This window comes from Pseudomonas sp. Marseille-Q5117 (assembly GCF_946901175.1).
Classification (GTDB): domain Bacteria; phylum Pseudomonadota; class Gammaproteobacteria; order Pseudomonadales; family Pseudomonadaceae; genus Aquipseudomonas; species Aquipseudomonas iranensis.
Genome location: NZ_CAMPPP010000020.1, coordinates 18,145 through 39,719, shown reverse-complemented (window position 1 = coordinate 39,719; position 21,575 = coordinate 18,145). Strand labels below are relative to the sequence as shown.

At 59.8% G+C, this 21,575-nt stretch carries 16 protein-coding genes; 12 read left to right on the top strand and 4 right to left on the bottom strand.

Features of this window, described 5'->3' with window-relative positions; genetic code table 11:
* Positions 1-3 precede the first annotated feature (3 nt).
* The 7 genes from ispG to OC605_RS24715 all read left to right on the top strand — a co-directional run bounded on the left by ispG (position 4) and on the right by OC605_RS24715 (position 7,955).
* Complete coding sequence (ispG, locus tag OC605_RS24745) at positions 4-1,113, top strand: flavodoxin-dependent (E)-4-hydroxy-3-methylbut-2-enyl-diphosphate synthase (protein ID WP_016773332.1); 1,110 nt, start codon at positions 4-6, stop codon at positions 1,111-1,113.
* A gap of 22 nt (positions 1,114-1,135) precedes the next feature.
* Positions 1,136-2,425, top strand: coding sequence for a histidine--tRNA ligase (gene hisS, locus OC605_RS24740; RefSeq protein ID WP_024014212.1), 1,290 nt, complete (start codon positions 1,136-1,138; stop codon positions 2,423-2,425).
* Positions 2,426-2,466: 41 nt separating this feature from the next.
* A complete protein-coding gene (locus tag OC605_RS24735; RefSeq protein WP_016773334.1) occupies positions 2,467-3,108 on the top strand; it encodes a tetratricopeptide repeat protein in 642 nt (213 codons plus the stop codon).
* On the top strand, positions 3,101-4,252 hold the full coding sequence (gene bamB, locus OC605_RS24730) for an outer membrane protein assembly factor BamB (protein WP_051600540.1): 1,152 nt from the start codon (positions 3,101-3,103) through the stop codon (positions 4,250-4,252). The genes OC605_RS24735 and bamB overlap by 8 nt, the downstream gene beginning before the upstream one ends.
* Positions 4,253-4,387: 135 nt before the next feature.
* Positions 4,388-5,860, top strand: coding sequence for a ribosome biogenesis GTPase Der (gene der, locus OC605_RS24725; protein WP_024014210.1), 1,473 nt, complete (start codon positions 4,388-4,390; stop codon positions 5,858-5,860).
* Positions 5,861-6,027: 167 nt separating this feature from the next.
* Positions 6,028-7,176, top strand: a complete 1,149-nt coding sequence (locus tag OC605_RS24720) for a pyridoxal phosphate-dependent aminotransferase (protein ID WP_262140071.1) — start codon at positions 6,028-6,030, stop codon at positions 7,174-7,176.
* Positions 7,164-7,955 (top strand): amidohydrolase, encoded by a 792-nt coding sequence (locus OC605_RS24715; protein WP_024014208.1) that lies wholly within the window; start codon positions 7,164-7,166, stop codon positions 7,953-7,955. Before OC605_RS24720 ends, OC605_RS24715 begins: the two co-directional genes overlap by 13 nt.
* Before the next feature lie 176 nt (positions 7,956-8,131).
* On the opposite strand, the gene leuA is transcribed toward OC605_RS24715, so the two are convergent.
* From leuA to xseA, 3 genes are all read right to left on the bottom strand, one after another.
* Positions 8,132-9,811 (bottom strand): 2-isopropylmalate synthase, encoded by a 1,680-nt coding sequence (gene leuA, locus OC605_RS24710; RefSeq protein ID WP_016773339.1) that lies wholly within the window; start codon positions 9,809-9,811, stop codon positions 8,132-8,134.
* 463 nt (positions 9,812-10,274) lie between these two features.
* Positions 10,275-11,096 (bottom strand): peptidoglycan DD-metalloendopeptidase family protein, encoded by an 822-nt coding sequence (locus OC605_RS24705; RefSeq protein ID WP_197892771.1) that lies wholly within the window; start codon positions 11,094-11,096, stop codon positions 10,275-10,277.
* 3 nt (positions 11,097-11,099) lie between these two features.
* On the bottom strand, positions 11,100-12,479 hold the full coding sequence (gene xseA / locus OC605_RS24700; protein ID WP_262140068.1) for an exodeoxyribonuclease VII large subunit: 1,380 nt from the start codon (positions 12,477-12,479) through the stop codon (positions 11,100-11,102).
* A 219-nt stretch (positions 12,480-12,698) separates the two neighbouring features.
* Between xseA and OC605_RS24695 the strand changes: the two genes are divergently transcribed.
* The 5 genes from OC605_RS24695 to OC605_RS24670 all read left to right on the top strand — a co-directional run bounded on the left by OC605_RS24695 (position 12,699) and on the right by OC605_RS24670 (position 18,215).
* The gene (locus OC605_RS24695; RefSeq protein ID WP_125925681.1) at positions 12,699-13,466 is read left to right on the top strand and encodes a sulfite exporter TauE/SafE family protein; all 768 of its coding nucleotides are present in this window, start codon (positions 12,699-12,701) and stop codon (positions 13,464-13,466) included.
* A gap of 135 nt (positions 13,467-13,601) precedes the next feature.
* Positions 13,602-14,150: a sugar ABC transporter ATPase gene (locus OC605_RS24690; RefSeq protein WP_186569499.1), complete on the top strand. Its 549-nt coding sequence runs from the start codon at positions 13,602-13,604 to the stop codon at positions 14,148-14,150.
* A 105-nt stretch (positions 14,151-14,255) separates the two neighbouring features.
* The gene (gene guaB / locus OC605_RS24685) at positions 14,256-15,725 is read left to right on the top strand and encodes an IMP dehydrogenase (protein ID WP_016773343.1); all 1,470 of its coding nucleotides are present in this window, start codon (positions 14,256-14,258) and stop codon (positions 15,723-15,725) included.
* An 80-nt stretch (positions 15,726-15,805) separates the two neighbouring features.
* Positions 15,806-17,383: a glutamine-hydrolyzing GMP synthase gene (gene guaA / locus OC605_RS24680; RefSeq protein WP_123444230.1), complete on the top strand. Its 1,578-nt coding sequence runs from the start codon at positions 15,806-15,808 to the stop codon at positions 17,381-17,383.
* A gap of 427 nt (positions 17,384-17,810) precedes the next feature.
* Positions 17,811-18,215: a type II toxin-antitoxin system death-on-curing family toxin gene (locus OC605_RS24670; RefSeq protein ID WP_262140062.1), complete on the top strand. Its 405-nt coding sequence runs from the start codon at positions 17,811-17,813 to the stop codon at positions 18,213-18,215.
* Between the two features lie 173 nt (positions 18,216-18,388).
* Here OC605_RS24670 and OC605_RS24665 read toward each other — a convergent pair whose 3' ends face one another.
* Positions 18,389-21,523: a membrane-targeted effector domain-containing toxin gene (locus OC605_RS24665; RefSeq protein ID WP_262140060.1), complete on the bottom strand. Its 3,135-nt coding sequence runs from the start codon at positions 21,521-21,523 to the stop codon at positions 18,389-18,391.
* Positions 21,524-21,575 lie beyond the last annotated feature (52 nt).

Here is a 21,575-nt window from a genome sequence, read left to right as displayed (position 1 = left end):
GTCATGCACGGCGAATCTCCAATCAAACGTCGCGAATCGCGCAAGATCTGGGTCGGCAACGTACCGGTGGGCGGCGACGCGCCGATCGCTGTGCAAAGCATGACCAACAGCGATACCAATGATGTCGCTGCGACCGTGGCGCAGATCAATCGTCTGGAAGCCGCCGGCGTCGACATCGTTCGCGTCTCGGTGCCGGACATGGACGCCGCCGAGGCGTTCGGCAAGATCAAACAACTGGTCAAAGTGCCGTTGGTGGCCGATATCCACTTCGACTACAAAATCGCCTTGCGCGTAGCCGAACTGGGTGTGGACTGCCTGCGCATCAACCCGGGCAACATCGGTCGCGAAGACCGCGTGCGTGCCGTGGTCGATGCTGCCCGTGATCGCGGCATTCCGATCCGCATCGGCGTCAACGCCGGTTCGCTGGAAAAGGACCTGCAAAAGAAATACGGCGAGCCGACCCCGGCGGCGCTGGTTGAATCCGCGCTGCGCCACGTTGAACACCTCGAACGCCTGAATTTCCAGGACTTCAAGGTCAGCGTGAAAGCCTCCGACGTGTTCATGGCCGTTGAAGCCTATCGTTTGCTGGCCAAGGAAATCGTGCAGCCGCTGCACTTGGGTATCACCGAAGCTGGTGGTTTGCGTTCGGGCACGGTGAAATCCGCCGTGGGCCTAGGTATGCTGCTCGCCGAAGGGATTGGCGATACTATCCGCATCTCGCTGGCGGCCGACCCGGTCGAGGAAGTGAAGGTCGGTTACGACATTCTCAAGTCTTTGCATCTGCGTTCCCGTGGCATCAACTTCATCGCCTGCCCGAGCTGCTCGCGGCAGAACTTCGATGTGGTCAAGACCATGAACGAGCTGGAAGGGCGCCTTGAAGACCTGCTGGTGCCGCTGGATGTCGCGGTCATCGGTTGCGTGGTCAACGGCCCCGGCGAAGCCAAGGAAGCCCATATCGGCTTGACCGGCGGCACGCCCAACCTGATTTACATCGACGGCAAGCCGTCGCAGAAGCTGACGAATGACAATCTGGTGGACGAGCTGGAAAAGCTGATCCGCCAGAAAGCGGCCGAAAAGGTCGAAGCTGACGCTGCCGTTATCGCGCGCGGCTGATCGAACGAATTAAGGAAATTTTGTGAGCAAGTCTCTGCAAGCCATTCGTGGCATGAACGACATCCTGCCCGAACAGACCCCGCTGTGGCGTTATTTCGAAGGCACCGTGGCGCGTCTGCTGGATAACTACGGTTACAAGCAGATCCGCATGCCGATCGTCGAGTTCACCGAGCTGTTCAAGCGCTCGATCGGCGAAGTCACCGATATCGTCGAAAAAGAGATGTACACCTTCGAAGACCGCAACGGTGATTCCCTGACCCTGCGTCCGGAAGGCACTGCGGCCTGCGTGCGCGCAGTGCTCGAACACGGCATCACTGGCGGCGGTCAGGTGCAGAAACTCTGGTACATCGGCCCGATGTTCCGCCACGAGCGTCCGCAGAAAGGCCGTTATCGTCAGTTTCACCAGATCGGTCTGGAGGTGTTCAACCTCGACGGTCCGGACATCGACGCCGAACTGATCATCATGACCTGGCGCCTGTGGGGCGAGCTGGGCATTCGCGATGCGGTCAAGCTCGAACTCAACAGCCTCGGCACCAGCGAATCCCGTGGTCGCTATCGTGAAGCGCTGGTCGAGTACCTCTCGGCGCACCACGACAAGCTCGATGAAGACAGCCAGCGTCGTCTGAAAACCAACCCGCTGCGCGTGCTCGACACGAAAAATGCCGACACTCAGGCCGTTCTGGTCGATGCGCCGAAAATGGCCGATTACCTCGACGACGAGTCCCGCGCTCACTTCGAGGGCCTGAAGGCGCGTCTGGATGCCGTCGGCATTCCTTACGTGCTCAACCCGAAACTGGTGCGCGGCCTCGATTACTACAGCAAAACCGTTTTCGAATGGGTCACCGACAAGCTCGGCGCCCAGGGCACCGTGTGCGCGGGCGGCCGTTACGACGGTCTGGTCGAGCAGATGGGCGGCAAGCCAACCCCGGGTGTCGGTTTCGCCATGGGCATCGAGCGTCTGGTGTTGATGCTCGAAACCCTTGAGCAGATCCCGCAGGAAATTTCCCGTCAGGTCGACGTCTACCTCTGCGCCTTCGGTGAAGAAGCCGAGCTGGCCGGTCTGGCCCTGGCCGAACGGGTTCGCGATGAACTTCCAAACCTGCGTCTGCAAGTCAATGCCGGCGCCGGCAGTTTCAAAAGCCAGTTCAAGAAGGCCGACAAGAGCGGTGCGCTGTACGCATTGATCCTCGGTGACGACGAAATGGCCCAGCAAGTGGTAGGTTTCAAACCCCTGCGTGGCCAGGGCGAACAACAAAGCATTGCCTGGGATGCGCTCGCCGCTCACCTGGCCACCTGCGTCGTGCAGGGTTGAAGCTGTCTTAACAGCCGATTTAGCGATTAAGGAGTATTGGGGTGTCGAGTACCGAAGACGAACAGTTGGCGGATTTGAAGGACTGGTGGACACGCAACGGCAAACCTCTGGTCACCGGCGGCCTGTTGGCGCTGGTCATCGTGTTCGGCTGGCAGGCATATCACAAATACCAGAGCAACCAGTCGCAAGGCGCCTCGGTGCTCTATCAGCAATTGCTGGAAACCACGCTGACGCCTGACGGCAAGCCTGATGCCGCCCGCGTTGCGGACCTGGCCGGCAAGCTCAACAGCGAATACGGCGGTTCGGCCTACGCGCAGTACGGCAGCCTGTTCGTCGCCAAAGTAGCGGTCGACAGCGGCAAGCTGGACGACGCGGCAACCGAACTCAAAGCCATCGTCGACAAGCCGGCCAACCCGGCGCTGGGCGAAATCGCCCGTCAGCGTCTGGCGCAGGTGCTGGGCGCGCAGGACAAGGCCGAAGACGCCCTGAAACTGCTCGACGGCGATGCCGACAAAGCGTTCCTGGCCACTCGCGAAGAACTCAAGGGCGACCTGCTGGTGCGCTTGGGCCGTACCGATGACGCGAACAAGGCGTATCAAAAAGCCAAGGCGGCACTGTCGGATGAAGCGGCGGTCGGTGGCCTTCAAATCAAGCTCGACGACCTGGCCAAAGGGGATGCGTGACGTGATCCGTTGGAAGCATGCAGCATTGCTGGCTCTGGCCCTTCTGGCCGCGGGTTGCAGCAGCAACAGCAAGAAAGAATTGCCACCGGCCGAACTGACCGACTTCAAAGAAGAAGTGGTTCTGCAGAAGCAGTGGAGCCGCTCGATCGGTGACGGTCAGGGCGAAACCTACAACATGCTGGTGCCGGCGATCGACGGTGACACCATCTACGCCGCCGATGTTACCGGTGTCGTAATGGCCATGGATCGCAGCAATGGCGACGTGAAGTGGGACCAGGATCTGGAACTGCCTGTCTCCGGCGCCGTTGGCGTGGGTTACGGTCTGGTACTGATCGGTACCCTGCGTGGCGAAGTCGTCGCTCTGGACACCAGCAACGGTGAAGAGAAGTGGCGTGCCCGCGTCAACAGTGAAGTCCTCGCGCCGCCGGCCAACAATGGCGACGTGGTCGTTGTGCAGACCCAGGACGATCGTCTGATCGGTCTGGACGCTGCCACCGGCAACCAGCGCTGGGTGTATGACAGCACCCCGGCGGTCCTGACCCTGCGTGGCACCAGTGCTCCGCTGGTCACCAACCGCCTGGCGGTAGCTGGCCTGTCGACCGGTAAAGTGGTCGCGCTGGACATCTCCAACGGCGTGCCGGTGTGGGAACAACGCATCGCCATTCCACAGGGTCGTTCGGAACTGGAGCGCGTGGTCGACATCGACGGCGGTCTGCTGCTGTCCGGCGGCACTCTGTACGTGGCCAGCTATCAGGGTCGCGTTGCGGCACTGGACCTGGAAAGCGGTCGTCAACTGTGGCAGCGCGATGCGTCGAGCTACGCCGGTATCGCTCAGGGTTTCGGCAGCGTCTACGTGAGCCTGTCCTCGGGCACCGTTGAAGGCGTCGACGAGCGTTCCACCACCGCACTGTGGAGCAACGACTCGCTGGCTCGCCGTCAACTGTCGGCACCGGAAGTGTTCTCCAGCTACGTAGCTGTGGGTGACCTGGAAGGTTATCTGCATCTGCTGAGTCAGGTCGACGGTCGTTTCGTCGGCCGTGAGCGCATCGACAGCGACGGCCTGCGTGCCCGTCCGCTGGTGGTGGGCGACACGATTTATGTGTATGGCAACAGCGGCAAACTGGAAGCCCTGACCATCAAGTAACAACTATGCTTGGGGTTCATCCCCAAGCGGCCCTGCATCAGCAGGGTTTGCAGCGCCCCCGGGTGTTGCCCCGAGCACCAGCCGCTGCCTCGCAGCGGCTTTTGTATTTTCTGAAATAACGAAGTGGAGAGCCGCATGGTTCCCGTAATCGCCCTGGTGGGCCGACCGAACGTCGGCAAGTCCACCTTGTTCAACCGCCTGACCAGGACGCGTGACGCCATCGTCGGCGACCTGTCCGGTCTGACCCGTGATCGCCAGTACGGTGAGGCCAAGTGGCAAGGGCGTTCCTACATTCTGATCGACACCGGCGGTATCTCCGGTGACGAACATGGTATGGACGAAAAAATGGCCGAGCAGTCGCTGCTGGCCATCGAAGAAGCCGATGTGGTGCTGTTTCTGGTAGATGCCAAGGCCGGTTTTACCGCTGCCGACCAGATGATCGCCGAGCATTTGCGCAAACGTAACAAGCGTTCCCACGTGGTCGCCAACAAGGTCGACAACATCGACCCGGAAATGGCCCGCGCCGAATTCGCCCCGCTGGGCATGGGCCACGCGATCCCGATCGCCGGCGCCCACGGCCGTGGCATCACGCAATTGCTGGAAGCCGCTCTGAGCGAATTCCCGCGCGATGATGACGAGCCGGCTGAAGGCGAAGAGGAAGAAGTCGTTGCCGAAGGCGAGGAAGCCAAGCGTATTCCTGGTCCGAGCGAAAAAGACGGGATCAAGATTGCCATCATCGGTCGTCCGAACGTCGGCAAGTCGACCCTGGTCAACCGCATGCTCGGTGAAGACCGGGTCATCGTGTATGACCAGCCGGGCACCACCCGCGACAGCATCTACATTCCGTTCGAGCGCAATGAAGAGAAGTACACGCTGATCGACACCGCCGGTGTGCGCAAGCGCGGCAAGATCCACGAAGAAGTCGAAAAATTCTCCGTGGTCAAAACCCTGCAGGCGATCAAAGACGCCAACGTGGTGATCTTCGTGATGGACGCCCGCGAGGGTGTGGTCGATCACGACCTGAACCTGCTGGGCTTCGCGATCGAATCCGGTCGTGCGCTGGTCATCGCGATCAACAAGTGGGACGGCATGACGCCGAGCGAACGCGACTTCGTCAAAGTCGAGCTGCAACGCCGGCTGTTCTTCGTCGACTACGCCGACATTCACTTCATCTCGGCCCTGCACGGCACGGGCGTGGGCAACCTCTACGCTTCGGTGCAGAACTCGTTCAAGTCCGCGGTTACCCGCTGGCCTACCAACCGCCTCACCCAGATTCTCGAAGATGCGGTGGGCGAGCACGCGCCACCGATGGTCAACAACCGCCGGATCAAGCTGCGTTACGCTCACTTGGGTGGTGCGAACCCGCCGATCATCGTGATCCACGGTAACCAGATCGAGAAAGTGCCGAAGTCGTATGTGCGCTATCTGGAGAACACTTACCGTCGTGTGCTGAAGCTGGTTGGTACGCCGATCCGCATCGAGTTCAAGGGCGGCGAGAACCCGTACGAAGGCAACAAGAACACGCTGACCGACCGCCAGGTCAACAAGAAGCGTCGCTTGATGTCGCACAACAAGAAAGCCAGCAAGAAGCGCCGCGACAAGAAGTGATCCGAGGCCCTGCACAATTTTGTGTGGGGCTTTCGTGGTGAGGGGATTGGGTTTGTTCAATGAGAGAAGGGCGCCGTTTGGCGCCCTTTTTTTATGGGCGCCGGATGGGCTATCCTCGGGCTCTCCCGCGCCGTCGTCAGAGCCGGGTGTTGAGCAGAGAACCCCCGATGATCACCAGCAAGCTGCCGAATGTCGGCATCACTATTTTCACGCAGATGTCTCAGCTCGCGGCGCAGACCGGCGCGATCAACCTGTCCCAGGGTTTCCCGGATTTCGACGGCCCGCAGTCGTTGCGTGATGCGGTCGGGCGGCATATCGCCAGTGGCCATAACCAGTATTCGCCGATGACCGGTTTGCCGGCATTGCGTCAGCAGATCGCGGCCAAGATCGCCCGCAGCTACGGCGTGACTGTCGATGCCGATCATGAAGTGACGGTAACGCCCGGCGCGACCCAGGCGATCTTCTGCGCGATTCAGGCCGTTATCCACAGCGGCGACGAAGTCATCGTCTTCGATCCGTGCTACGACAGCTACGCACCGGCAACGGAGTTGGCGGGTGGTCGTTGCGTGCATGTACAACTGAATCCGGTCGATTTCTCCATCGATTTCGACCAGCTCGCTGCGGCCCTGAGCCCGCGGACGAAAATGATCGTCATCAACACCCCGCACAACCCGAGCGGCGCATTGATCAGCCGCGCCGAGCTCGATCAACTGGCGGCGTTGATCCGTGATCGCGACATCTATCTGATCAGCGACGAAGTCTACGAGCACTTGGTTTTCGACGGCGTGCCGCATGTCAGCGTGCTGGCCCATGAAGAGCTGTATCAGCGCGCGTTCGTGGTCAGCTCGTTCGGCAAGACGTACCACGTCACCGGCTGGAAAACCGGCTATGTCGTCGCACCGCCAGCGCTGACGGCCGAATTGCGCAAGGTGCATCAGTACGTCAGTTTCTGTGGCGTCACACCGCTGCAATACGCGCTGGCCGATTACATGGCCGAGCACCCGGAGCACGTTGAAGAGCTGCCGGGTTTCTATCAGGCCAAGCGCGATCTGTTCTGCGATCTGCTCGCGCCGTCGCGCTTCAGTTTTACCCGAGTCACCGGCACTTATTTCCAATTGGTCGATTATTCGCAGATCCGTCCTGATCTGAATGATGTCGAAATGGCCATATGGATGACTCGCGAGCACGGTGTCGCGAGCATTCCGGTGTCGGTGTTCTACCAGAATCCACCGCAGGGCCAGCGCCTGATACGCCTGTGCTTTGCCAAACGCGAGGAGACGCTGCGTGAAGCGGCGGCGAAACTATGCGTGATCTGAGTGCATTGCCAGACCTGACTCTGGCGTTGATCCAGACCAGCCTGGCCTGGCACGACCGCCAGGCCAACCTCGAGCATTTCGAGCTGCTGCTGGAGCAGGCCCGGGGCGCCGATCTGATCATCCTGCCGGAGATGTTCACCACCGGATTCTCGATGGAATCGGAAACCCTCGCCGAAGCCGAAAACGGCCCGACCAGCAAATGGCTGCGGGCGCAGGCGGCCAAGTTCGATGCGGTCATCACTGGCAGCGTGATCATTCAGGCGGCCGACGGCAGCCATCGCAACCGCTTGCTCTGGGCGCGGCCGGACGGCGAAGTGCTGCATTACGACAAGCGTCACCTGTTCCGCATGGCCGGCGAGCACAACCATTACACGCCCGGCGAGCGGCAGGTGCAGTTCGAGCTCAAGGGTTGGCGGATTCGTCCGCTGATCTGCTACGACCTGCGCTTCCCGGTGTGGAGCAGGGACGCGCAGGACACCGATCTGCTGCTGTACACCGCCAATTGGCCGGGCGCACGGCGTCTGCACTGGAACCGCCTGCTGCCGGCACGAGCGATTGAAAATCTCTGCTACGTGGCAGCGGTAAATCGGGTGGGCAGCGATGGCAAAGGCTTCGCCTATACCGGCGACAGTCAGGTGCTGGATTTCCAGGGCGAGACGTTGCTGGCGGCGGGGGAGGCGGATGGTGTGTTCAAGGTGATTCTGGAAGCGGCGCCGTTGGCGGCGTATCGCGAGCGCTTTCCGGCGAACCTGGATGCCGACACGTTTGAGTTCACCTGATACTCCCAGCGCCTGTCAGGACGCCTTCGCGAGCAGGCTCGCTCCCACAGGGAAATGCATTCCACATGTGGGAGCGAGCCTGCTCGCGAAAGGGCCATAAAAGTCAGCCAGAAAGCTGTAGGCAAAAAAAGGCCCCGGAGTTCACACTCCGGGGCCTTTCGCATTTCAGCGGTCGATTACGCCGCTTTCGCCTCTGGCTGGCTCAACGAGCGGTTCAGCGCGCTGAACAATGCCTTGAAGCTGGCGGTGGTGATGTTTTCATCGATACCCACGCCGTGCACCGCACGTTCACCGTTCACTCGCAGTTCGATATAGGCCGCTGCTTTGGCATTGGTGCCCGCGCCGATCGCGTGTTCGTTGTAGTCCATGATTTCCACCGGAATCGGCAGGCCGGCGACCAGTGCTTCCAGCGCGCCGTTGCCCTTGCCGCGCCAGTGCAGGTTGGTTTCGCCCTGACCTTTGCTGGCTACTTCGACTTCGACGGCGCTGTTGCCGTTCTCTTCCTGCAAACGATGGCTGACCAACGCGTACGGGGTGTTGGCCTGCAGGTATTCGCTGATCAACAGCGAGTGAATCTGCTTGGCGGTCATCTCCAGGCCCAGGCGATCGGTCTCACGCTGTACGACCTGGCTGAACTCGATCTGCATGCGCCGTGGCAGGCTGATGCCGTATTCCTGCTCCAGCAAGTAAGCGATGCCGCCCTTGCCCGACTGGCTGTTGACGCGGATCACCGCCTCGTAGCTGCGACCGATGTCGGCCGGGTCGATCGGCAGGTACGGCACTTCCCACAGGGTGTCCGGTTTCTGCTGGGCGAAGCCCTTGCGGATTGCATCCTGGTGCGAGCCGGAGAACGCGGTGTGCACCAGGTCGCCAACGTACGGATGACGCGGGTGCACCTGGATCTGGTTGCACTCTTCGACAACTTTGCGCACGCCGTCGATGTCGGAGAAGTCCAGCTCAGGGTCGACGCCCTGGGTGTACATGTTCAGCGCGACGGTGACGAGGTCGACGTTACCGGTGCGTTCGCCGTTGCCGAACAGGCAGCCTTCGACGCGATCGGCGCCGGCCATCAGGCCCAGCTCGGTGGCCGCGACGCCGGTGCCACGGTCGTTGTGGGTGTGCAGGCTGATGATCACGCTGTCACGACGGTTGATGTTGCGACCGAACCACTCGATCTGGTCGGCGTAAACGTTCGGCGTCGCGCATTCAACCGTGGCCGGCAGGTTGAGGATCATCTTGTGCTCAGGCGTCGGGTTCCACACCTCGATCACGGCGTCGCAGACTTCCTTGGCGAATTCCAGCTCGGTAGCGCTGAAGGTTTCCGGCGAGTATTCGAAAGTCCACTCGGTTTCCGGCTGCATGGCTGCGTATTTGACGAACAGCTTGGCAGCGTTGACCGCGATGGCCTTGATGCCGTCCTTGTCCTGGTTGAAGACGATGCGACGGAAAGAAGGCGAGGTGGCGTTGTACAGGTGAACGATGGCTTTCTTCGCCCCGCGCAGGGATTCGAAAGTGCGCTCGATCAGGTCTTCACGGCCCTGGGTCAGCACCTGAATGGTGGTGTCGTCGGGGATGTGGCCTTCTTCGATCAGGGTACGCACGAAGTCGAAGTCGGTTTGCGACGCGGCGGGGAACGATGCTTCGATTTCCTTCACACCGACTTGCACCAGGGTTTTCCAGAAGCGCAGCTTCTTCGCCGCGTCCATTGGCTCGATCAGCGACTGGTTGCCGTCACGCAGGTCGGAGCTGCACCAGATCGGCGCGGCGTCGATGGTCTTCGACGGCCAGGTGCGATCAGGCAGGTTGATGACGGGAAACGCGCGGTATTTCGAAGACGGGTCTTTGAGCATGCTCATCGGGAAATTCCTTGTTGTCTGGGCCGAAAAGAGGCGGCCTGCCGGTTGAACGAATGTTCTTGGAAAAGCGTGGGACGAGGCGCAGCGATTCAGCCTGGCAGTCGTGCGCTGACGAGGCACAGGCTGCGGTGCTGGCGAAGCTGAATGAGGGTGTGAGAGGTTTTCATGGCTTCAACCCTAACCGCGAGGGGAAAGGATGGCAAGCAGTCGGAAAAAATTGAGAGGAATACCCGGAAAGCGGGATTTTGCAGGAATTTATTGCGCTTAAGGCGGTGGAAGTTGTTGATGTTTGCGTGGGGCTAGATTGGGGCGCAATTAAGTTTTTGGAGATTCATTGAGTATTGCGGTGTTTTATAGGCCGCCTTCGCGAGCAGGCTCGCTCCCACAGGGGATCTTTGTTGTGAATAAGATCCAGTGTGGGAGCGAGCCTGCTCGCGAAGAGGCCGGTCGCCTCAACACATACTCAAGGTTGGAAGGCACCAATGAAAATCGCCGGATCCACCCGCGCGTCATTCAGGCTGACGTTCCAGTGCATATGCGGCCCGGTTGCCCGGCCAGTCGCGCCGACTTTGCCGACCACTGCGCCACGGGCCAGTTGCTGGCCGTTCTTCACGTCGATCTTCGACATATGGCAGAACATGCTGATAAAGCCTTGGCCGTGGTCAACAAACACCGTGTTGCCGTTGAAGAAGTAATTGCCGATCAGAATCACCTTGCCCGCCGCCGGAGTCTTGATGGGCGTGCCCGCGGGCACTGCGAAATCGAGACCGGCATGAGGATTACGTTCTTCGCCATTGAAGAAACGACGCACGCCAAACTTGCTCGACAGCGGCCCGTTGACCGGTTTGTCCAGCAGCAGATTGCTCGGCGTGTTCGGGCTGAAACTGCGGTAAGCCGCGATCTGTTCCGCCAGTTCGCCTTCAATGCGCTTGAGGTTGTCGGCGTTCGGATTAACCTGCTGTTTGTTCTTCAAAGTGATGTGCTGTTCCGGGTATTTCTTGCTGCCCACGGTAAACGGCAGGTTACGCCCGCCACTGCTGATCTGCTGCACGCCGGGCTTGACCGTCAGCGGTACGCCAACGATCGCCAACCAGTTGTTCTGCTCTTTGACCACCAGCACCGGTTTGCCTTGATAAGTAGCTTTCGGCGCCTGCGTGGCAGTGCCCAGATTCACCACGGCAACGCCGCCCGGCACCGGTTTGTTCAGCAGCCGGGTGATGTAACTGTCGGCGTGGGCGTTGAAGGTCAGGCAGAGCAACAGCAGCGAAGCGAGAAAACGCGGCATGGATCAGTCCAGTAAAGAGAGGGTGACGGGCGTCAGGTGATTGTCCTCGACGCGCACTTGCAGTTCGCCTTCGCCGAGCTTGGCTTTCAGACGCTGGCCGGTGTGGGTCTGCGCAGCATTGCGAATCGCGTGGCCACGCTCGTCGAGCAGAATGCTGTAACCACGGCCGAGAGTCGCCAATGGGCTGACCACGTGCAGGGTCTGCATCTGACTGTGCAATTGCTGCCGACGCTGTTTCAGAGCATCGCGCATGGCCCGGGGCAGGCGTTCGGCAAGACTGTCGAGGCGCTGGCGAAGCATCGCCAGTTGGCGCCCCGGATGTTGCCCGGCGAGACGGGTTTCCAGACGGATCAGGCGTTCGCGGCGGGTATTGAGGCTGCGCTCGAAAGCGCGGCGCATGCGCATGTCCAGATCGTCCAGACGTTGCGCCTGCTGGCGCAGACGCTCGTCGGGATGGCGCAACCGTCGCGCCATGCCTTCCAGACGCAGGCGATCACGCATCAAACGATCACGCATGCGCATCACCAGACGCCGGTGCAGGCTCTCGACCTGACGGATCAGATGGCTGGAATCCGGGGCGAGCAGTTCGGCGGCGGCCGAGGGTGTTGGTGCGCGGACGTCGGCAACGAAGTCGCTGATCGATACATCGGTTTCATGGCCCACGGCGCTGACGATCGGCGTGACACAGGCATCGACCGCACGCGCCACCGCTTCCTCGTTGAAGCACCAGAGGTCCTCCAGCGAGCCGCCGCCACGGGCGAGGATCAGCGCGTCGAAGCCACGGGCATCGGCCATTTTCAGCGCGCGGACGATTTGCGCGGGGGCCTCGCGGCCCTGTACGGCAGTCGGAATCAGGGTCAGTTGCACCTGCGGCGCACGGCGGCGGAATACGCTGATGATGTCGCGAATCACCGCGCCGGTTGGCGAACTGATGATGCCGATGCGCTGCGGATGCGCGGGCAGCGGCACTTTGCGTTCGGCACTGAACAGGCCTTCAGCGCTGAGCTTTTCCTTCAGTGCATCGAAGGCCAGACGCAGCGCGCCGTCACCGGCCGGCTCCACGGTGTCGAGGATCAGCTGATAGTCGCCACGGCCTTCGAACAGCGAAACCTTGCCGCGCACCTTGACCGCCAGACCGTCCTTCAACGCTTGGCGCACGCGGGCGGCGTTCTGCCGGAACAACGCGCAACGCACCTGCGCGCCGCTGTCCTTGAGGGTGAAGTAGACGTGGCCGGACGCCGGACGTGCGAGGTTGGAGATTTCGCCTTCGACCCAGATGTTGCTGAACACGTCTTCAAGCAACACCCGCGCGCGGCCGTTGAGCTGGCTGACGGTCAGGACTTCACGGTCCAGGCCAAGTCTTGCAAAGGGATCTTTAATCATGGGGCGCAGTTTAAAGGCATTTGCCCGCCAATCACCATGACACCGCACAAAACCCTGTGGGAGCGAGCCTGCTCGCGAAAGCATTGTGTCAGCGGACAACAACGGGGAATGACACTCCGCCTTCGCGAGCAGGCTCGCTCCCACATGGGATCAATTTGATATCTGGTCGTGCTGCCCGCTACTGGCTACAGTCAGCGCGTCTTATAAAGCATGCGGACGATGAGCATGATGGAGCTGTTGGGGACGTGGTCGTGGGGCGCGGGCGGTTGGGCGGTCATCGGGGTGGCCATTGCCTTGGCCTACATCGTATTCGGCATCGCCGGTTTCGGCACGGCGCTGGTCGCAGGGCCGATGCTGATCCTGTTCATGCCACTGTCGAAAATCGTGCCGCTGCTGGTGCTGCTGGATTTCGTCGCGGCATTCGGCAATCTGCTGCCCTCGCGGCGCGACGTCGCCAAGCCGGAATTGCTCAGGCTGCTGCCGTGCATGGCGATCGGCTGCACGTTGGGGGTGATCTTCCTGCTGAATCTGAAATCCGATCTGTTACTGCTGTTGATGGGGCTGTTTATCAGCGCCTATGCGGTTTACAGCCTGTGGGTGAAAGCGCGGCCGGCACAGTTGTCGGCAGCGTGGGCGGTGCCGATGGGCACAGTGGGCGGGTTGTTCGGCGCGTTGTTTGGCAGTGGCGGCTTTCTTTACGCGATCTATCTGAATAGCCGCCTGCCCAAGGACGCGGCGCGGGCCACGCAAAGTGCGTTGATCAGTTGCAGCACCGTGGTGCGCTTGAGTCTGTTTGTCATCGCCGGTGTGTATGCCGAGCTACCCTTATTGATGCTGGCGCTGTGTCTGTTGCCGGCGATGGCGCTGGGCTTGTGGATCGGCCGGCGCTTGACCATGAGATTGTCGCGCGAGGCGTTTGTGCGCCTGGTCACGTGGCTGGTGCTGGCCAGCGGCATCGCGTTGATCGTGCGCTATTTCAGCACTTGACCGGATTTCTTCAGGGATTAAGCTGCCGGCCTTCAGGGCCTCTTCGCGAGCAAGCTCGCTACCACATTGGCATGCAATCTCTGTGGGAGCGAGCTTGCTCGCGAAGTCGTCAGAAGTCACACCGCAGGATTTCCCATGAACTCGCAAAGCATCATCGTCCCGAAAATCTCCACCCTGCCGGTGCACGAGCCCCGGGCGCGGGCGATCGTGCGCTGGCTGGTGCGCAAGAACATCATCGAAGAACAATTGACCACCTGCGGCCGGGCCGGCAACCGCATGGCCCACGCCATCGCCGACGGTGCTCGCGCTGTGGTGCTGTACCCCGAAGCGCTGCCGTTCGGCGAACCGATCAACGGCCTGGAGATCGTCACCAAGCGCTGCATCTACACCCCGGCCAAAGGTTTTCTCGAGGAGGCTGGTTGCGCCGAGTGCCGCCGCGAAGTGGGTGAGGCGCTGTTCGAAAGTCTTGAAGACTGGTTTCCAGGTCGCACCGACAATTTCACCTGCCCCGAATGCGGGCATGAGGACGACATCAACGGCTTCCTGTTTTTGCAGGAGTGCGCGTTTTCCAACCTCGGTTTCATTTTCAATAATTGGCTGGAGGCGGGGTTCAAGCAGAGCTTTATCGACGAGTTCGCCGATTGGCTCGATCAACCTGTCTCTTGGGTCAAGGTGGAGCTGTAGGGCCGGGCTTTTCCATCTTTCAATTAGGCTGAGTTTTACATTGAACAGCAGGGGGTGTCTGACTATAATGGCGCGCTTCCATTTTCCCGCTCGGGAGCCCCCGCGATGCTGCGTATCAGCCAAGAAGCTCTGACATTCGACGACATTCTCCTAGTGCCCGGTTATTCCGAGGTGCTTCCCAACGAAGTCAGTCTCAAGACCCGTCTTACCCGTGGCATCGAACTGAATATTCCTCTGGTTTCTGCCGCCATGGACACCGTTACTGAAGCCCGTCTGGCAATCGCCATGGCTCAGGAAGGTGGCATCGGCATTATCCACAAGAACATGACCATCGAGCAGCAAGCTGCCGAAGTGCGCAAGGTCAAGAAGTTCGAAGCCGGTGTGGTCAAGGATCCCATCACCATCGAGGCCGATGCCACGGTGCGTGATCTGTTCGAACTGACCCGTCTGCACAACATTTCCGGCGTTCCGGTCCTGCACGATGGCGACCTGGTCGGCATCGTCACCTCCCGCGACGTACGTTTCGAAAACCGTCTGGAAGCCACTGTCCGCGAAGTGATGACGCCTAAAGAGCGTCTGGTCACGGTCAAGGAAGGTGCCGACAAGAACGACGTGCGTGAACTGCTGCACAAGCACCGCATCGAGCGCGTGCTGATCGTCGACGACAAATTCGCCCTCAAAGGCATGATGACCGTCAACGACATCGAAAAAGCCAAAGCCTATCCGCTGGCCAGCAAGGACGATCAAGGTCGTCTGCGCGTTGGCGCTGCGGTCGGCACCGGTAAAGACACCGGCGATCGCGTGACCGCACTGGTCAACGCCGGCGTGGACGTGGTGGTGGTCGACACCGCACACGGTCACTCCAAAGGCGTGATCGACCGCGTACGCTGGGTCAAAGAGAACTTCCCTGAAGTGCAGGTGATCGGCGGCAACATCGCCACCGGCGCTGCCGCCAAGGCATTGGCCGAAGCCGGCGCTGACGCAGTCAAGGTCGGTATCGGCCCTGGCTCGATCTGCACCACCCGTATCGTCGCCGGTGTCGGCGTGCCGCAAATCAGCGCCATCGCCAACGTCGCCGCCGCCCTTGAAGGCACCGGCGTGCCGTTGATCGCCGACGGCGGTATCCGTTTCTCCGGTGACCTGTCCAAGGCCATCGTGGCCGGTGCGTCCTGCGTGATGATGGGCTCGATGTTCGCCGGTACCGAAGAAGCCCCGGGCGAGATCGAACTGTTCCAGGGTCGTTCGTACAAGGCTTATCGCGGCATGGGTTCGCTGGGCGCCATGTCCCAGGCTCAAGGCTCGTCCGACCGTTACTTCCAGGACTCCTCGGCAGGCGCCGAGAAACTGGTTCCGGAAGGCATCGAAGGCCGTGTGCCGTACAAAGGCACCCTGAGCGCGATCATTCACCAGTTGATGGGCGGTCTGCGTTCCTCGATGGGTTACACCGGCAGCGCCAACATCGAAGAAATGCGCACCAAGCCCGAGTTCGTGCGGATCACCGGTGCCGGCATGGCCGAGTCCCACGTTCACGACGTGCAGATCACCAAGGAAGCGCCAAACTACCGCGTAGGTTGAGGCTTCCAGCAAAACGTTAAATCACCGGGGCTGTTCATTCAGCCCCGAGTTGTTTCTGATTCACTACATGAGAATGAGTCATGGCCCTCGACATTCACGCTCACCGCATCCTGATCCTCGACTTCGGTTCGCAATACACCCAGCTGATTGCCCGCCGCGTGCGCGAGATCGGCGTGTACTGCGAACTGCACCCGTTCGACATGGACGAAGATGCGATCCGCGAATTCGCCCCTAAAGGCGTCATCCTCGCCGGCGGCCCCGAGTCCGTGCACGAAGCCAACAGCCCGCGCTGCCCGCAGGCGGTGTTCGATCTGGGCGTTCCGGTATTCGGCATCTGCTATGGCATGCAGACCATGGCCGAGCAACTGGGCGGCAAGGTGGAAGGTTCCGAACTGCGTGAGTTCGGTTACGCCCGCGTTGACGTGGTCGGCAAGAGTCGCCTGCTCGACGGCATCGAAGACCACATCGACGCCGACGGCCTGTTCGGCCTCGACGTGTGGATGAGCCACGGTGACAAAGTCACCAGGATGCCGGAAGACTTCCACATCCTCGCCAGCACCCCGAGCTGCCCGATCGCCGGTATGTTCAACGACGACCGCGCTTACTACGGCGTGCAGTTCCACCCGGAAGTGACCCACACCAAGCAGGGCGGTCGCATCCTGTCGCGCTTCGTGCTCGACATCTGCGGCTGTGAAGCCCTGTGGACGCCGTCGAAGATCGCTGAAGACGCCATCGCCAACATCCGCGCCCAGGTCGGCACCGACAACGTGCTGCTGGGCCTGTCCGGCGGCGTTGACTCCTCGGTGGTTGCCGCGCTGCTGCACAAGGCCATCGGCGATCAGCTGACCTGCGTCTTCGTCGACAACGGCCTGCTGCGTCTGCACGAAGGCGAGCAAGTGATGGCCATGTTCGCCGAGAACATGGGCGTCAAGGTGATCCGCGCCAACGCTGAGGAGCAGTTCCTCAACAACCTGGCCGGCGAAGCCGACCCGGAGAAGAAGCGCAAGATCATCGGCCGCACCTTCATCGACGTGTTCGATGCCGAATCCTGCAAGCTGGACAACATCAAGTACCTCGCTCAGGGCACCATCTACCCGGACGTGATCGAGTCGGCTGGCGCGAAAAGCGGCAAGGCCCACGTGATCAAGTCGCACCACAACGTGGGCGGCCTGCCGGAAGAAATGAACCTGAAACTGGTCGAGCCCCTGCGCGAACTGTTCAAGGACGAAGTCCGTCGTCTGGGCCTGGAACTCGGCCTGCCGTACGACATGGTCTACCGTCACCCGTTCCCGGGCCCGGGCCTGGGCGTGCGCATCCTCGGTGAAGTGAAAAAGGAATACGCCGACCTGCTGCGTCGCGCCGACCACATCTTCATCGAAGAACTGCGCAAGGCCGACTGGTACCACAAGGTCAGCCAGGCGTTCGTAGTATTCCAGCCAGTCAAATCGGTCGGCGTGGTCGGTGATGGCCGCCGTTACGCCTGGGTCGTGGCCCTGCGTGCCGTGGAAACCATCGACTTCATGACCGCACGTTGGGCGCACCTGCCTTACGAACTGCTGGAAACCGTTTCCGGCCGCATCATCAACGAAATCGAAGGCATCTCGCGCGTTACTTACGACGTGTCGAGCAAGCCGCCGGCGACGATTGAGTGGGAGTGATTCTGCGCCTGAGGGCCTGTACTGACTGACAAAGAAGCCCGCTGAGTTGCGGGCTTTTTTGTATTTGCCGTTGGGTGGTCGGCGCACAACCACTTGAAGTGTTTTTCTGTCACCAATGCTTGTGCTGAATGGGCGCTGGCGTAGCGACGATGCCGCTGGCTACCGGAGCACCACGTCGAAGATGCCTCGGTGTGCCAGTCTTTCGACTGTGCTACTTTATGAGCAGAAATTGATCAACTCGTCTGGGGTAAAAATCGATGAATCACAAGCTGAACACCTATGGAGTATCCATAGTAGAGAGGCCAAAAATCAAAGCCACCAAGAAGCTGGACTTGGGAGGCGACCAGGGTAAGCAGATCGTTTACTCAGAAACGAAACTGGTTCTCAGAACTCACCAGAAGACTTTTAAGAAGCTGGCTGACATGTAATGGAATTGATCCACTTTCCATTTGAGCGAGTCATTGAAATAAACACTCAGATCTTGACTACCGAGCCCGGCATGAAAGGGCGGGTGAATATTCCGATCTTGCAAGGCGCGCTCGCCAGAATCGACAATGCGATAGCCTATAACGGCCTCGACGATGTATTTGAAATTGCTGCCAAATACACTGCCAGCATCGCGCAGGGCCATGCATTGCCTGATGCCAACAAGCGCACCGGGCTTGCCGTCGGCTTGGAATATCTCTCGCTCAATGATTATGAAATAACCCTGGACAACGATCTGCTGGCTGATGCCGTCAGGGATTTGGTTACCGGCGAGATCAACGAGCATGATTTCGCAGACATTCTTTACTCCTGCTTCAGGGCTTCTCAAAGTCAGGCTTCTCACTAGGAGCGCCGTTCGTGCTCGCTGGCTCGATTCGCCGTAGTCTGATCAGGCAATTGCACTGTTTTTTATAATGGGTCTTCATTTGCTAATTGCGCGGGAGTAATACCGCAGCGGTTGGCTAACAAAAAAACCTTGGCTCCAAGCCAAGGGTTTTTCGTTTCCTGGTTTCGAAAAAGTCAGGTCGGCAGGCGACTTTGCAGGGTCAGGCCGATCTCAATCAGGCGCTGGGCCAGCGCGGCGATGTCGCGAAACATGATGCCGTTGATACGAGGCATCGCTTGAGCCCAGATGTAGAACTGGCCGTCCGGTCCACGATTTACCGTTGTTCGAACAATGGTGCTGGCGCTGTTGCGACGCACCAGCGTGAATGCGTTGTTCTCGGTTTTCTCAATCAGAAACATGCCGTTGCGATGCAGAAGCCTTTCCTGTATCGGCGCGGTCCATTGTGGCGAAGGTGCGTCCACCTGCAATCTCAGGTCGGCAAAAAGCACGTCGAATGAATTGCGCGTCGATGCGCCGTTATCAAACGGGCCGCGAGCGATTTCCAGACCTGGATCAATACTGACGCCCGCCACTTCGTTGGGCGAGACTTCTTCAATCCGTAAACCAATGCCGCCCCTGAGTTCGCTGACGCCGGGCAAATTTCGGAAGGTGTTGGTGTTCGTGGCATCGACCAGCGCCACCCATTTGCCTGGTCTGTTGAGCAGATCGTCACCCCACATGATTTGTGAGGTGAGGCGGGCGTGGATCATCTGCTCTTCGATAGAAGTGAGCGGTATCTGAAGTTTGTAACTGTGCGCGGCGTCAAGGCCGTGAGTCCGGATGCCATTGGCTTGGGCCGCTTTGATCAGCTCCAGGATGTTGAATCGTTCATCAGGGTCGGTCCCCAGACTGGACAGGTAAGTTCGAAGATCTTCAGTCATTTCTCCCGATATATGGAATTCATTGAGATCTGCCTGGGCAAAATCACTCAGCAAGTCACGGACGTACAGGGTTTTGATATGCCGGGCGAACGCAGGCATGTTTTCGATCATGAAACGCATGCTGGCGATGCGATCGAGGGTTTCACCGACAACCAGCCCATTGGTATTGGCGAAGATGCGATCAATCAGCGTTTCTGTTGGCATCTCTTGATCGATTAGCGGAATCGCCGGGCGGGCGGGCAGATTGGTCCATTGCAGTTCCGAATAAAACTCTTTGGCCTCGTTCAGCAGCACCGTGCGTCTGTCGCGAAAGTAGGCCGCATACACATCGGCGGTTGATTGGTCGTTACGATTTGCGCCGGGCGCCTCCGCAAAAGTCTCGGGCAGGTTCATTGCCCATCTTTTCATTTTCGCCATGTCCATCCCGACGGTATCGTCGAGGGGAGTAACCAGACGTAGCGGAAACGCGACCGGTGAAACAGGTTCAACCACTGGCAGCTCAGCCGAGGGCGTAGTTGGCGGCGGGGTCGAAGTCAGTTCAACGTCCAGCACACATGCCTTGCCCACGCACTGGCCGCCGCCGCGCAGACGCAGCGCCGGCATGCGTTCCCACTTGCCGCCATTACCAAAGCGTACCGGCAACGAATAAGCGAATTGATTGGGTCGCTCGGGATTGATGATGGCCCAGTTTCCACGTTCTGCGGATGCCGCAAAATAGCGCACGTAGTACGCGTTGCCAGCCATTTCGATGGCATAGCCTGGCTCTTTGGCCAGGCGATAAATGCCCTCATATTTTCCCGGGGTTGCCTCCATGGAACGTTGTGCGAGTAACTCGTTGCATCGGTACCTGGCAGGAATCTCTGGGAAGGACGTACCTCGCCGTGCGGCAGCCATGCTCAAGTGCTCGGTGGAAGTGACGAATGTCGATTCGCTGGCAATTTCATTTGTCAGTTCATCAGTCTCCTCTGCAATCGCCGTGACGGGCGGTGGTTCCACAGGCGGCAAAAAGGGCGTGTCAGCCGACGTCAACTCGATCAGCCCGAGCATTTCTTCAGCTTCGGCGAACTCGACCTGCGGACCCACCTCCAGTTGCGCACCAGTGCCAATCAGAAACGGGACATCGAAGAGAATTTCGATGCTATTGAACACTGCGCCGACGACGCCAGCCCTGCGCTCGGTGGCTGTAGTGCTGTTGATGGCCTGATCAATATTCAGGCCCATGTTGGCGATGCCGGCGCCAATCAACGGTAACGCCACAGGCCAGCCCACTGCCGCCATCGGGCCGAATACTTTCAGGCCGGCACTCAAATAACCTATCCAGAGTTTTTTGCGCAGCTCACTGTTGGAAGTCAGTACCAGATGCGCCTCGGCAATCATGCGGCTGTGTGTCGACTCGCTTGTCCAGGTGAACGCGTCACCCGTGATCGCAACGTTGCTGCGGTTGACCATGCGGTGATCGCTGTGGCCCCAGGTACTCACCAGGCGATTCATCAGGTCGGTGAGATTCTCGGTGATGCGATTGCTGTCAGCCAGCGGGAAATGCTTGAGAAATCCCGTGCGTCTGGCGTCTGAATGCATCTGCTCAAGCAGCCACCAGTGCAGATCCGCTTCACTTTCCATCAAGCGAAAGGCCTGGGCTTCGCCTGGCAGGTAAAGGGTCTGCCGGCCACTGTCCTCCACAAGGCGCAGCACACTGGTGGCGACGTGACCATCCAGATCCAGCGCGCGTACTGCGGTGCCGACCGGGTAGGTCGCGCGCAGCATTTGCAGAGTGACAGGCCAGGTAATTGGGCCGATTACCGAATCAACGACGCGCTGAAAATCAGCGCCATCCAGGTCACCCTGCTGCAACGCCTGCACCGCCTGACTGAGGAAATTGCACTTGGCCAAGGCACGGAAATCATCCGCAGAGGTTTGCCAGAACTTCGTCAATTGCCCGATATAGCGCGTGCTGAAGTCAACTTCCCAGAACGCTTTCAGCACATCGCTGCCAAGCAATCGGACTTCATTGCTCTGATTGAAGTTCTCCGCTTGTGGACCATCCGAATAGAAGCCGCAGTAAAGGCCGAGCAGGTCTGCGTTGTCTTGATCGGTCGCGCGAAAGCGATGGATCACCAACTGCGTGAGGGTGAGCGTTTCGTAAGGCTTTTCCAGCGCATGTTCCCAACCGGTAAAGCTCAGCATGTTGCTCTGTGCCGTTTTGAAACGATGGAAATAGACTTTGTCAGGATCGAGTGCGGACAGATGTTTGTTCGCCAGCAGTTCATTGGCGACTTGCCGGGCCGCATCCAACAGGCTCGGGCAGGTCCTCACGATGGTTGCAGCGATGGCTTTGAGGACAGTCTTGTCCGCTGCGTTTGGTAGCAGACGGCGTTCGGGAGCGGTCATGGGGTGTTCATCCTTGAGACACAAAGGTCGAGGATGAACAATGTGCTTGAGG